The sequence below is a fragment of the Tahibacter caeni genome, from assembly GCF_024609805.1.
GTDB lineage: Bacteria > Pseudomonadota > Gammaproteobacteria > Xanthomonadales > Rhodanobacteraceae > Tahibacter > Tahibacter caeni.
On record NZ_JANFVR010000123.1, the window covers coordinates 1 to 13079 of the forward strand.

Genomic DNA, 13079 nt, shown 5'->3' on the forward strand with positions numbered 1-13079 from the left:
TCGCGCTGCTCGGCCCGTTGCCGGCGCCGATGCCGCTGCGCGCCGGCATGTCGCGCAGCCAGCTGCTGCTCTCGGCGACCGAGCGCGCGCGCCTGCAGGCGGCGCTGCCGGGCTGGATCGAACTCTGGCGCCAGCTGCCTGCGGCGCGGCGCGTACGCTGGTCCCTCGACGTGGACCCGGTCGACCTCTATTGAAGGCAAACTCGTGAGTCATCCATGCAAACGCAAAAGATCCCGCACGTGGTCATCGTCGGCGGCGGTTTCGGCGGGCTGTGGGCCGCCCGCGCGCTCGCGGACAGTCCGGTCCGCGTCAGCCTGATCGACCGGGTCAACCATCACCTGTTCCAGCCGCTGCTGTACCAGGTCGCCACGGCAGGCCTGTCGATGCCCGACATCGCCGCGCCGCTGCGGCACATTCTGCGCCGACAGCGCAACGCGACCGTGCTGCTCGGCGAAGTCGTCGGCATCGACCGCGACGCGCGCCGCCTGCGCTGCGCCGACGGCGGCGAATCCGACTACGACTACCTGATCGTCGCAAGCGGCGCGCGCCATGCCTATTTCGGCCATGACGACTGGGCCGTGCACGCGCCCGGGCTCAAGACGCTCGACGACGCGCTGCTGATCCGGCGCAAGGTGCTGACCGCGTTCGAACGCGCGGAGGCAGAGCCCGATCCGGTCCGGCGCGCGGCCTGGCTCAACTTCGTCGTGATCGGCGGCGGCCCCACCGGCGTGGAGCTCGCCGGCACCCTGGCCGAGATCGCACGGCACACGCTGCGCCGCGAATTCCGCCGCGTCGACCCGGCCGCCGCGCGCGTGCTGCTCGTCGAGGCCGGACCGCGCGTGCTCGCGGCACTTCCGGATGCCTTGTCGGCCAAGGCAGCGGCACAGTTGCGCCGGCTCGGCGTCGAAGTGCATGCGGGCAGGCCCGTGACGGCGGTGGATGCTGACGGCATCGCACTCGGCGAGGAACGCATCGCCGCGCGCACCGTTCTCTGGGCCGCCGGCGTCGCCGCATCGCCGCTGGGTCGCTGCCTGGGCGCGCCGCTGGATCGCGCCGGCCGCGTGCTCGTCGCCGACGATCTGAGCCTGCCCGGACATCCCGAGGTCTTCGTCGTCGGCGATCTCGCGAGCAAGCAGCAGGACGGCAAGCCCGTGCCCGGCGTGGCGCCGGCGGCCAAGCAGATGGGCTCGCATGCGGCGCGGATGATCCGCGCCGAACTCGCCGGGCGGCCGCGCTCGCCGTTCCGCTATCACGACGTCGGGTCGCTCGCGACCATAGGCCGCATGGCCGCCGTCGCCGACCTCGGCCGCGTGCATCTGTCAGGCTTGATCGCCTGGTGGTTCTGGCTGCTGATCCACATCCTGTTCCTGATCGGATTCCGCAGCCGGCTCATCGTGCTGATCAACTGGAGCTGGTCTTACTGGACCTACCAGCGGCACGCACGAATCATCGTCGGCCAGCCGCCGCCGGGGCGGGACGGCTGAGCGGAGGCCGGAAACGACGACGGCCCCTCGCGGGGCCGTCGTGGTTCACTCGGTTCTCGATGCGGTTTACGCGACGAACAGCGCGCGCATCTTCTTCATCGCATTCGCCTCGATCTGGCGGATGCGCTCGGCCGAGACGCCGTACTCATCGGCCAGCTCCTGCAGGGTCGCCTTCTCGCCGTCCTTGAGCCAGCGGCGCGTGATGATGTCGCGCGAACGCTGGTCCAGACGCGCCATGCCTTCACGCAGCGACTCGAGCTGGTTCTCTTCCTGGTCGTCGTTGGCCAGCGACTCGTACGGATCGGCGCGATGGTCGACGAGGTAGGCCACCGGAGCCGGCGGCGCTTCATCGTCGTTGTCGCTCGGCGCATCGAAGCCGACGTCGCGGCCCGACAGGCGCGATTCCATCTCGAGCACCGTCGCGAGCGGCACGCCGAGTTCCTTGGCGACCGTCTGCGCTTCGTCGTGGCTGAGCCAGCCCAGACGCTTCTTGGACTTGCGCAGGTTGAAGAACAGCTTGCGCTGCGCCTTGGTCGTGGCGACCTTGACGATGCGCCAGTTGCGCAGGATGAACTCGTGCATTTCGGCGCGAATCCAGTGCACGGCGAAGGAGACCAGACGCACGCCGAGGCTCGGGTCGAAACGCTTGACCGCCTTCATGAGTCCGATGTTGCCTTCCTGCACCAGGTCGCCGAGCGGCAGGCCGTAGCCCTGGTAGCCGCGCGCGACATGCACCACGAAACGCAGGTGGGAGAGCACGAGCCGTTTCGCCGCATCGAGATCGTTGTCGCGGCGCAACTGCTCGGCGAGCTGCTGTTCCTCGTCCTGGGTCAGCATAGGGACGCGATGCGTGGCGCTGATGTAAGCCTCGAGGCTGCCCAGCGCACTCGGAACCGGCAGGTTGTTGCTGACAAGGGCAAGCGCTTCGGTCATGGCTTGAAACCTCCAATACTGGATCACAGGTTAGCACTCGGTTGCTGGGAGTGCTAAGAACCGCGGGAGTTCCCCGGGGGGAGTTCCGCGCGAACGGGCATTAGTGTACCAGCAAGTACAGGAAAAGGGTTAAACCCCTGTGAATCGTCATAAGCGGGCCGGCGATGATACCGAGCCTGCGACTTAACCCTTTGATCGAAAAGGGTCGTTAGTCATGCCACCGGAGCATTGACCGGCCCGTCCCGGTCCACGCCGCCGCCTAGCAGGCCCTGCACCAGCAGGATCAGGGTCGAGAGCTGGGCCGCGAGACCTTCGCCGCCGTCGCGCCAGCTCGCTAGAACCTGCCGCAACAGCGCCGGAACCCTCACCAGGCCGCCCCGCTCCAGCGTTTCGGCATGACCGGCCACGCGCATCAGCGCCGTGCCGGACTGGTGCCGCAGCCCTTGGCGGGCCCAGGCGGTCAGGTCCTCGAACAGGTGGCGCAGCACTCCGACCAGGCCCTGGGCAGCGAGTTCCGGCGCCGCCGCCGGCAGGGTCCGAACGTCCGCCGCGCCGGCCTGCAGCACGACGGCGCGGCGTGCCGTCAGCACGGCCAGCGGATTCAGACAGACCTCACCGCCGTCGAGCCACACGGTTCCTGCGATCTGCCGCGGCGGATCCTCGGCATCGGCGAGCACCGCCGCGAGCGCATCCACCGCGGCCGCTGCGGCCGGCTCGTGGACCAGGACCAGCCGCACCCAGTCGTCCGCGTTGCCTTCGCCGTCGGCCGCGTTCGCGCCGCAGCGCAGGCGGCCGCGCAGAGTCTGCGCCGCCGCGTCCCAGCCCCATTCGCCGACCTCGGCCACTGGCAGCACGTGGACATGAGCGATGGCCTGGCGCGGCCGGACGAAATCCGGCACCGCCTCGCGCAGGTGACGCGCGAGCGCGGCCGCGCCGGGCTGGCGCAGCGGCGCGGTCAGGCCGTCCCAGGAGCGCGGCGACAGCGGCAGCACGCTGGTCTGCCGCGCGAGTGCAGGGATGTCGACGAGCCCGTTCGCGCGCCGCTTGGCGCCGCGCGTGACGACCTGGGCCGCAGCGAGCTGGCGCAGGCTCTGCCCGGCCACGCGCCGGTTCAGCAGCGACGTGGTCGTGGCACCCTCCTCGCGCGGCCAGCGGCGTTCGAGCACGGTCACGGCGAGCGTGTCCGGATCGGCGAACAGCACGCGCGCACCTTCCGCCTGTTCTTCGCTCCAGCACTGCAGGCCCAGCGAAACGAGCCTGAGGTGATCGAGCGCGACCTCGCCGCGCACGCCGACGCCGAGTATTTGGCTTGCCGGCAGCGGCGCGGCCGCTGCGCCGGCCGCCGCCTGCGCGGCGCGCAGGCGCGCGGCGAGCTCGGCGAGCAGCTCCAGCAATCGCTGCGGATCGAAGCGGCTCGATCGCGCGGCCTGGGCGAGGATCAGTCCGCGCAGTTCATCCAGGCATTCGCCGGGCCAGCGCCAGCCCAGCGCGGCGAAGCGGTCGCGCAGCGCGACGTAGTCGGCTTCGAGCGGCGTCCAGGGCTGGCTGCTGCCGTCGAGCCAGAGCCGGCGCAGGAAGCGCTGCGCCGCGGCGACGGCCGCCTCGGCGTCGGCTGCGAAACCCTCGGCTGCGGCCTCGCCGCTGCGCGGCAGCAGTTCAATCACCGCGTCCCGGCCCGCCGCCGCTTGGCGGAACGCCCAGACGGCGACGGCTACATGTTCACAATTTCCGCCGAGCCGGCAGTCGCAGCGCGCGTGGGCGAGGTTGCTGCGCGAGAAGAAGCGCACCGTGCACAGCGGCAGATGCGCCGTCGGCGTCGGCATCGCCGGCCGCCACGCGGCCAACCGGACCACCGGCCGCGCGGCCGCGAGGCGCCGCGCCTGTTCCAGCACGGCCGGCGCCAGCGCGGCCGCGAGCGCGGCGTCGTCGAAATCCCCGGGATGCCAGGCCGTTTCCGTCGCGGGTTCGGCCGCGGCCGGCGCCGCGTCGGCCGCCTGCGTCTGCGCCCAGTGCTGGTAGGCCAGCACGAGGGTCACGCGATGCCGGCACAGCCCCGCGGCCGGACAGCTGCAGACGGCTTCGCGCAGGGAACGGCCCGGCGCGAGGCTGGCCTGCTGGCCGTCCTCGTAGCGCGCCTGCACGGTCGCGTCGGCGAGCACGTCGATCTGCGGCAGGCGGCCTTCGGCGATGTCCTTCTGCGCGCGCTTGACGAAGCCCGGATTCGCAAGCGCGGTCAACGCCTCGATGCCGAGTTCCAGCAGATCCGTACGCAAGGCCATCAGCGCACCTTTTCCGCCAGCCACGCGGCCAGTTCGCCCGGCGTCATCGCGCCGACCTCGGCGCCGACCTTGACCAGTCGCGCCGCCGTCTCGCGGTCGTAGTTCGGCTTGGCCTGCGCGTCGAGCGCGGCCAGGCCGAGCACACGGCAGCCGGCCTGCACCAGCGCCTGCGCGCGGCGCACGAGTTCGCCCGGATCGCCGCCTTCGTAGAAATCGCTGATCAGCACGACCACGGTGCGCGTCGGATTGGCGACGCGGCCCTGCGCGTAGGCCACGGCCTTGGCGATGTCGGTGCCGCCGCCGAGCTGTACCTTCATCAGCAGCTCCACCGGATCGGCCACATCCTGGGTCAGGTCGACGACCGCGGTGTCGAACGCGACGAGCCGCGTGCTCATGCCCGGCAGATTCCACAGGCAGGCCGCGGTCACCGCCGCGTGGATCACCGAATCGACCATCGAGCCGCTCTGGTCGACGAGCAGGATGATGTCCCAGCGCTGCGCATGCCGGCGCGAGCGGCTGATGAACTGCAGCGAGTCGACGAACAGGCGCCGCCGCTGCGGATCCCAACGGCCGAGGTTGCGCCGCAGGGTGCGCACGAAGTCGAAATTGCGCGCGATCTTCAGGCGCGAGCGCCGGCGCCGGTCGCGCGGCCCGGCGAACGCCTGGCGCACTTCGGTCGCGAGCTTTTCCATGAGACGGCGCACGACCTCGGCGACGATGCGCCGCGCGGCCGCGAGCACGGCCGGATTCATCAGATGCTTGGTCTGCAGCACCGCGCGCAGCAGGTTCCGCGAGGGTTCCATGCGCTCGAGCACGTCGAGGTTCGTCACGACTTCGGTGATGCCGTAGCGCTCCACCGCGTCGCGCTCGAGGCGCTCGATGACGTCCTGCGGGAACAACCGGTGCACGTCGTTGATCCAGTCGGGCGCGGTCAGCTGCGACGGGTCCAGGCTCCCGCCGCGCTCGCCGCGCAGCGCCCGTTCGGGATCGCGGCCGTACAGCCATTCCAGCGCGGCGTCGGCGGCCTGCGCCGCGCCGGCCAGTCCGCCGAGTGCGCCCTGCGCCGGTTCGCCGAGCAGCAGCCGCCAGCGCGCGAGCGCGGTCGGTATCGGAAAACTCATGCGGCCCGCTCCGTATCCGCGGCGACGAGTCCCCAGTGCGCGAGCGCGTCCCAGACGCGGCGTTCCTGCTGCGCGAGCCGCGCCAGCGCGACGGCGTCAGCGTCGCCGGCCAGCGGCGCGGTCAGCGCGCGCTGGGACAGATGGGTGGCGTCGTGCAGCTGCAGCAGCGCGCTCGCGAGACGGCCGCGCTCGCGCGCGGGCAGCCACGCGAAGGCGCCGCGCAGCGCCGGCAGTGCGCGCAGGAAATCCGTGTCGTCGAGCGCGGCGACGAGCGCGTCGATGCCCGCGATGAAGGCCGGCTCCTGCGCGAGCTGTTCGCGGGCGAGCGCGAGCAGGCCGGCCACCGCGTCGCCGAGCGACGCCGCGGCGATGCCGCCGAGCAACGCGATCGCGGCCGTCAGATCGACGGTGTCGGCCATGTCCTGGCTCAGCTGCGGAAGGCTCAGCAACGCGCCGAGCGCCGCGCCGCGGCTCAGCGGCGCGGCGCCGGTGTCGTGCGCCTTGCGCGCGAACACGGCCAGCGCGCGCGGGAGTTCCAGCTGCAGATCCTGCCGCCCTTCGCCGGCATCGGCATGCCGGCCGCGCACGAGATCGCGCAGCGCGATGACCGCGCGCAGGTGCGCGAACGATTCGGCCTCGGCGATCGCGGCCGGCGGTTCGTACAGCCACAGCGCGCGGTCGTAGGCGGCTTCGATCACGGCCGCGAGCAGCGGCGCGCCGGCGACGTCGAGCAGTTCGCCGTGGCGGAACAGCGGATACAGCACGCCGAGCGCCTGGCCGAGCGCGTCGAAACGCGGCGCCGTCGCGATCGCCGCGCGCAGATCGGCCAGCAACGCGTCGCCGACCGCGGCGAGACCGGCCAGCGCGGCCGTGTTGAGTCCCTGCGCCAGCGCGACCACGTCGTCGCGGACACTGCGCAGTTTTTCCTCGAGCAGCGCGCGCGCCGCGTCGGCGAGTGTCGCACCGTAGGCGCCGGCTTCGATCAGCGCGGCCTGCTGTTCCAGAGGCTGGGCCAGGCGCCAGCGTTCGCTGCGCTCGCCCGACAGCGCGAGCGACGGCCCCTGCACGCGCGTCACCCCCGGAATGCCGAGCAGCAGCAGGCGGTGCAGCACGCGGCTCTGGCGGCGGCCGTGCGGAACGAGCAGATCGATCTCACGTTCGCCGTCCAATGTGATTCCGAGCGCGGCCAGTTCCTGCTCCACCGAATCCAGCAACGGCGGCCGCGGCGTGGCCGGCGCGAGGCGGCCGCGCCGGTCGCCGGCCAGCACGTCCATGACTTCGACGAGCAGCGGCGCGGTCCCCGGCCGTATCGTGCCGCGGTAGGTCCACGGCAGCGGCGCTTCCTGGGCGTCCTTCAGCAGCGCCGCAGCGACCGCGTCGAGCCAGTCGGCGCGCAGCGGCTCGGCGTGCCCGCGCAACCGGGCCAGGCCGAGCGCATGCGTCTGCAGCGCGATCAGATCGGCCGTCGACGCAGTCAGCCGGCGCGCGCGCAGCCGCTCGGCGATTCCGCGCAGCAGCTGCCGGCCGGCGCCGGCGCTGCCGTCTTCCCAAAGCCACTGGTAGTACAGCGGCGAGGACATGCCCGAGGCATAGCCCTGGAACGCGTCGAGCCGCTTGAAGCTGTAGGGCACGAGGAACGAGCCGTGACGCAGCGGCGTTTCCTCCGTCGCCGGCGGCTTGGGCACGGCCGGTTCGTCGCGCGTCGCCGCGACGTCGGCATCGCGCCAGCGCCGCGCGAGCGCCGGCGCGTGATAGCCGCCGCAGACCACGAGTACCTCGCCGTCGCCGCGCGCCATCGCCCAGGCGATCCAGCGCGCCATCATCGTTTCGCGCGCGGCGTTGCCCGGCGATCCCGGATCGTCGCCGCGCAGCTGGCGGAAATGCGTGTCGAGCGGCAGCGCGAGCGCGTCGACGTCGCCGTCCTGCTCGAACAAGTGATCCCAGAGCGCGTCGCGGCCGTCGATCGCGAGGCGTTCGCCGAGCGCGCGCTCGTACGCCTCGGCGCGCGCTTCGTGGTCGGCTTCGGGCGCGTCGGCATAGCGGTTCGGCTGGTCGTCCATCGCCGAGTGCCAGGCCGGCAGGTCGATGAAGCGCAGCTGCGCGCCGATCGCGCGGGCGGTCGTCAGCGCCTGCCATTCGGGCGAATGCTCGGCGAACGGCGTCCACGAGCCGCGCTGCACGCCGGCGCCCGACAGATAGCTGTAGATCGCCAGCGGCAGGGCATGGCCGAGGAACAGCTCGTCGAGCCGCCCGTTGAAGTCGGCCGGCCCTTCGATCAGCACGTAGCGCGGCCGCAGCGCGGCGATGCGCGCGGCGACGAGCCGCGCGCAGGCCGGACTGTGATGGCGCACGCCGACGATGCAGGGCTCTCGCGCGCTCATGGCAGGCGGTGCCGCGCCTCGAAATAGGCGCGCCAGTGCGCACCAGTCTTCTTCGCGACCTTCTGCTCGAAATAGCGGCGCAGCTTCGCGCGATCGTCGGCGTCGTCCTTGACGACGGTGCCGGCGATACAGTCGACGAGATCCGCCTCGCTGCCGGCGCGCTGTTCGAGGAACCAGGCGCGCACGCCGACCGCATGGGCGACGTTGACTGCCTCGGCCGTCGACATGACCGCGTTCAAGGTGTCCATGCCGCCGTCGCGGCGGCCGTTCTCGCCGTTCGCGCGCAGGTCGCGGAACGTCGTGACCAGCAGCTCGAGCACCGGCTCGGGCACGCTCTCGGGAATGCCGCTGCGCGCGAGCAGATCGGCCGAGGCCTGCTGCACGAGCGCGAGCTCGCGCTCGTAGTCGAGGATAGGAAACACGGTCTCGAAATCGAAGCGGCGTTTCAGCGCGGCCGACATCTCGTTGACGCCGCGGTCGCGCGTATTCGCCGTCGCGATGATGTTGAAGCCTTCGCGCGCGTAGAGCATCGCGTGTTCGCCGGCCAGCTCGGGCACGGCCATGACGCGGTCCGACAGCATGCCGAGCAGGCAGTCCTGCACTTCCAGCGGCGCGCGCGTGATTTCCTCGAAGCGCACGATACGCCCGTCACGCATGCCCTGATACAGCGGCGCCGGCACGAGCACGCGCGGACTCGGGCCTTCGTTGATCAGCAGCGCGTAGTTCCAGGAGTATTTGATCTGGTCCTCGGTGATCGACGCGCCGCCCTGGATGGTCAGGGTGGACACGCCGCAGACCGCCGTGGCCAGCAGCTCCGACAGCAGCGACTTGGCCGTGCCGGGCTCGCCGACGAGCATGAGGCCGCGGCCGGTCGCCAGAGTCACGAGCATGCGCTCGATCGCCGCGGCCGGCGCGACGATCTTGCGCGTGATGCCGAGCGTCGCGTCGCCGAGCACGAACGCGCGCGCGGCCTTGAGGCTCAGCGCCCAGCCCGGCGGCCGCGGATCGCGGTCGGCCGCGGCGAGCCGCTGCAGCTCGTCGGCGTGGAGGATTTCGGCCGGCGGCCGCTGCAGCGCCGGCGCGGCGCTTTCGGTTCGTTTCGTGGCCATCATGCGGGTCCGGTTCGGAAAACTCGGCAAGGAGCGGCAGCGTCGGAGTCGATGTCCGCTCGTATCGGGAAGGCTGCCGGATGCCTGCGACGCAGGCATCCGGCAGCGTGGAGATCGGAAAGCCGGCGAAGGCGCCGCGCGTCGGACACGGATCGGGTCTCCTCGCGGGATCAGGCGCAGAGCATCTGCATGTCGCGAATCAGCTCGCTCGCGGCGATCGGGTCCAGCACCGAGAACGGCTTGCCGTCCTGCATGCCGCCCCAGTCGGTCGGCCTGCCGACCTGCAGCTCGTGCAGGGTCTGCTCCGGGTATTCGTCGACGAGACCGACGATGATGCCGGGCTCGAAGCCGAGTTCGACGACCAGATCGCGCGTCAGCGGCTTCGTGAAATACCAGATGCCGCCGCCGTCCTGGGCCTGGCCGCGGCGCCAGCCCTTGTTGACGAGGCCGAGCACGCGTCCGGTCGGCACGACCTTGCCCTTCCAGCGCGCGAGCTGCGTCGCCGCGCGTTCCTCGTCGCCGAGCGCGAAGCTCTCGCGGCCGATCTGCACGAACGGCTGCAGCAGCTCGTAGTCGGCGAACAGCTGGCCGAACGCCGCCGCGGTTTCCGCCGGAATTTCCTGCGCGTGCGGCAGACCCAGGCGCAGGTGCTCGCCCTGCGCGAGCTGCAGCGGCGCATCGTCGGCGTCGGCGTAGCTGCCGTCCTCGGCGACGCGGAAGCACTGCAGCAGCCGGCCGCCCTGCTTCGCGTCGCCGGCGTCCGTCTCGTAGACGCCCCAGACCAGGCGCTGCACGAGATGGCGCACGAGCGGATGGCCGGCCAGGAAGCGCTCGAACACCGGCTGCTCCCAGCGGCGCCGCGAGCACATCGCGTTTTCCAGACGCAGTACCTGCTGGCTCGCGATCGTGCGCACGTCTTTCTTGAGCTGCTTGTAGCGCTCGACCGCGGCCGCGGCCAGCGCCTCGTCGTCGGTCTTCTTCGGCTTGGGCAGGTCGCCCAGGCGCGCGCCGTCGCCGTCGCGCACGTAGGGCTTCAGCGCCTCGTCGAAGCCGACGCGGAAGCGGCGCGGGCCGAAGTCCAGCAGCAAGGTGCCGGCCGCGTCGAGACCGAGATCCGGCGCGAGCCGGTCCTCGAGTTCCTCGGCGCCGAGACCGCGCGCCTCGGCGATCGCATCGATCTTCTCGCGCGCCTTGTCCTGCAGGCCCTTGAACTTGACCTTCTGCGCAATGCCGTTGAGCAGCATCAGCGCGACGTCGCTGCCGATCGCCGCGAGCACGTCGAGGCCCGCCACCGCGCGCGCATGCGCGCCTTCGCCGGGCCAGTTGCGGATCAGCGGCGTGAGCCGGCGCGCGGTCTCGTCGTTGCCGAGCCAGCCGAGCGCGGCCATGCCCCAGCCGTCCTTGGACGGCGCCGCTGCGGCGAGCCAGGCGTTGAACAGATCCCAGACGAAATCGGCCAGCGATTCGGGGGTGCAGGCGTCGGCGACCTGGCCGATGCCGGCATAGATCTCCTCGTTGCCCGGAAACGCGAGCATGCTGCCGAGATGCTCCAGCGCCGCGTCGGGCAGCGCCTTGCCATTCGCGCGCAACACCGGCCGGCGCCAGCCGCGCGGCGCCCAGAACGCCGGCAACGCGCCGCGCCGGCTCGGGAAGCGGTCGAGCGGATCTTCCGCGAGCATGGTGCGCACGGCCGCGGTTACGTCGTCGCGGCCGTAGCGCGCGGCGACGTCGAGTATCACCGCCTCCTCGCCGTTCGCCGCGAGGAAGCGCAGCGCCGCGCCGGCGCAGTCGCGCGCCTCGCCGGCCTTGCCGAGCGCCGGCGCGATCAGCGCGGCGGCCGCGTATTCCGGATAGCGCAGCAGCCAGTCGCGGCCGAACTGGCGCAGGGTCTTGAGCTTGGCGTAGGCGCGCGCGGCCGTGACGGCCAGGTCCGTGTCGGCGAATTTCAGCGCGAGATCGGTGAACGTGGACGGGCTGCGGCGTATCGCGCGCAACGCGCCGGGCCAGGCGTCGAGGCCGAAGCGCGCGAGCATGTAGCCGACGTTGCTGTCGGAGCTGCCCTCGCCGGCGAGCCGGTTCCAGACGTCGAGCGCGAGCCGGTCGGGCAGCCGGCCGATCACGCCGCCGTTGACGTTGAGATAGACGTAGCGCCGGTTCTGCTTCAGCCGCGTCCAGGCCGCGTGCAGCGCGTCCATGTCGTGCCGGCTCAGCGCCGCGGCGGCCTCGTCGACGAGCTGCTTTTCCAGCGCCTTGTCGATAGCACTGTAGTTGTTGTTGAAGCCGAGCTCGCCGAGCACGACGGCCGGGTCGCCGCCGACCGCGGCGATGCGGCGCTTTTCCCAGGCGCTGAGCTCCGACACGGCAGCGCGTTCGCTGTCGTCCCAGTGCGCCCGGGTCGGCAGCGGCAGCGGCGCGAGACCGCCGATGCTCGCGAGCGCCTTGCGCGCCTTGAGCCACGGCGGATCGGCGAGCACGCGCGGCAGGTCCTCGACCGCGGCCACGTCGGCCGGGCCGGACAGCTGGGCGAGCTGGCGGTCGACGACGGCGTTGGAGGCCGCGTCCATCCACGGCCGCAAAGACGGCAGCGCCGCGGACTGGCTCTGCAGCAGGCCGCTGAGCAGCGGCACGAGCGCGCCGCTGTCGCGGCCGCCGCCGGCGACGATGCGCGCGAGCGCCGGAATCGCCGCGAGCGGCCAGCGCTGCGCGGCCTGGTTCAGGCGCTGCAGGCAGGCCTTGCTCGAAGCGGCGACGCGCGCGAGCGCGTCCACGGCCTCGGGCACGCCCATCAGCGCGAGCGCGTCGCCGGGATAGTCCAGCGCTGGCGCGCCGGCGAACACCGGTATCGCGCCGAGGCGGCGCTCCTGCAGCACGGTCGCGAGCATGGTGCTCTGGTGAAAGATGGAGCTGTACTCGATCCGGACCGCCTGCGCCGCGGCGATCGCCGCCGGATCGGTCGCGGTCAGCTGCAGCCAGTTCACCGCGGCCGGCGCGGCCGGGCCGGACAGCTGCAGAGCCAGCCGGTTCGACAGCTCCGGCAGATCCGGCAGCAGCAGGGCCACGGCAACCTGACGCGCCGGGTGCAGCGACGCGATCTCGGCTTCGATCCGATCCGCCGCTGCGCGCCACTGCGCCTCGGGCGCCTGGGCGAGGAAGCGGCGGAAGCACAGCTCTTCGCCGCTGACAACGTAGCCCCATTGCGTGGTGGCGAGACCGCCGACCCGAAGGCTCACGCTGACGATGTGGCGCATCTCGCGCTGACTGTTCCATTCGCGCTCGGATTCGACGGCGTAGCGCTGCGCCTGCAGCAGCACGCCGACCGCAGCGACGAGGCCGCGCCGCGCGATCAGCTCGCGCGCGATGCTGCCGCTGCTGTTCCGGTCCAGCAGCGCGCAGGCCAGCGCCAGCAGCATTGCATCGCCCGCCTCGCTGCCCGCCGGCTCCCGCTGCCGCAACCGGTCCGCGGCCTCCTGCAAAGTGGTCGACAGCGTCGGATCGGTCGCCGCGAAATCGAACTCCAGCGACTTGGCCATTTCCGCGCAGGCGAGGTTCCAGGACTCGCGCGTTTCGCCGCCGTACGGCAACCCCGGAAAGCGCCGCGACGGCAGCGGCTCGAGCAGGCGCTGTTCGTAGGTCGACACGAGCAGGCGCTTCATCGCCGCGTCGTAGTCCAGCGGCTCGCCGGCCGCGCACCACGGCGGCGTGCTGCCGGCCAGGCTCGGCAGCGGCGGCAGCATGTCGAGCGCGAGGTCCACGTCGGCCGGCGGCGGCGCTA

The 13079-nt window shown here is 72.0% G+C and carries 7 protein-coding genes and 1 pseudogene; 2 read left to right on the forward strand and 6 right to left on the reverse strand.

What is annotated here, in order from left to right; all coding sequences use genetic code 11:
• Window positions 1-194: pseudogene (locus NON22_RS12225) on the forward strand (primosomal protein N'); the annotation flags it as partial.
• 21 nt (window positions 195-215) lie between these two features.
• Window positions 216-1484: an NAD(P)/FAD-dependent oxidoreductase gene (locus tag NON22_RS12230; RefSeq protein ID WP_257387217.1), complete on the forward strand. Its 1269-nt coding sequence runs from the start codon at window positions 216-218 to the stop codon at window positions 1482-1484.
• Between the two features lie 66 nt (window positions 1485-1550).
• Here NON22_RS12230 and rpoH read toward each other — a convergent pair whose 3' ends face one another.
• The 6 genes from rpoH to NON22_RS12260 all read right to left on the reverse strand — a co-directional run.
• Complete coding sequence (rpoH, locus tag NON22_RS12235; protein WP_257387218.1) at window positions 1551-2417, reverse strand: RNA polymerase sigma factor RpoH; 867 nt, start codon at window positions 2415-2417, stop codon at window positions 1551-1553.
• A 212-nt stretch (window positions 2418-2629) separates the two neighbouring features.
• Entirely contained in the window at window positions 2630-4696 is a 2067-nt protein-coding gene (locus tag NON22_RS12240) for an SWIM zinc finger family protein (protein ID WP_257387219.1), read from the reverse strand.
• Window positions 4696-5817 carry a VWA domain-containing protein gene (locus NON22_RS12245; RefSeq protein ID WP_257387220.1) on the reverse strand — a complete coding sequence of 374 codons (1122 nt, stop codon included), beginning with the start codon at window positions 5815-5817 and terminating at the stop codon, window positions 4696-4698. Before NON22_RS12245 ends, NON22_RS12240 begins: the two co-directional genes overlap by 1 nt.
• Window positions 5814-8198, reverse strand: coding sequence for a DUF5682 family protein (locus NON22_RS12250; protein WP_257387221.1), 2385 nt, complete (start codon window positions 8196-8198; stop codon window positions 5814-5816). The genes NON22_RS12245 and NON22_RS12250 overlap by 4 nt, the downstream gene beginning before the upstream one ends.
• Entirely contained in the window at window positions 8195-9307 is a 1113-nt protein-coding gene (locus NON22_RS12255) for an ATP-binding protein (protein WP_257387222.1), read from the reverse strand. Before NON22_RS12255 ends, NON22_RS12250 begins: the two co-directional genes overlap by 4 nt.
• A gap of 170 nt (window positions 9308-9477) precedes the next feature.
• The coding region (locus tag NON22_RS12260; protein WP_257387223.1) for a DUF4132 domain-containing protein at window positions 9478-13079 on the reverse strand (3602 nt) is incomplete at its 5' end.

Excerpts from the sequence above, each read along its gene's own strand:
- NON22_RS12230 (WP_257387217.1), top strand. The coding sequence starts at position 216 with ATGCAAACGCAAAAGATCCCGCACGTGGTCATCGTCGGCGGCGGTTTC.
- rpoH (WP_257387218.1), bottom strand. The coding sequence starts at position 2,417 with ATGACCGAAGCGCTTGCCCTTGTCAGCAACAACCTGCCGGTTCCGAGT.
- NON22_RS12240 (WP_257387219.1), bottom strand. The coding sequence starts at position 4,696 with ATGGCCTTGCGTACGGATCTGCTGGAACTCGGCATCGAGGCGTTGACC.
- NON22_RS12245 (WP_257387220.1), bottom strand. The coding sequence starts at position 5,817 with ATGAGTTTTCCGATACCGACCGCGCTCGCGCGCTGGCGGCTGCTGCTC.
- NON22_RS12250 (WP_257387221.1), bottom strand. The coding sequence starts at position 8,198 with ATGAGCGCGCGAGAGCCCTGCATCGTCGGCGTGCGCCATCACAGTCCG.
- NON22_RS12255 (WP_257387222.1), bottom strand. The coding sequence starts at position 9,307 with ATGGCCACGAAACGAACCGAAAGCGCCGCGCCGGCGCTGCAGCGGCCG.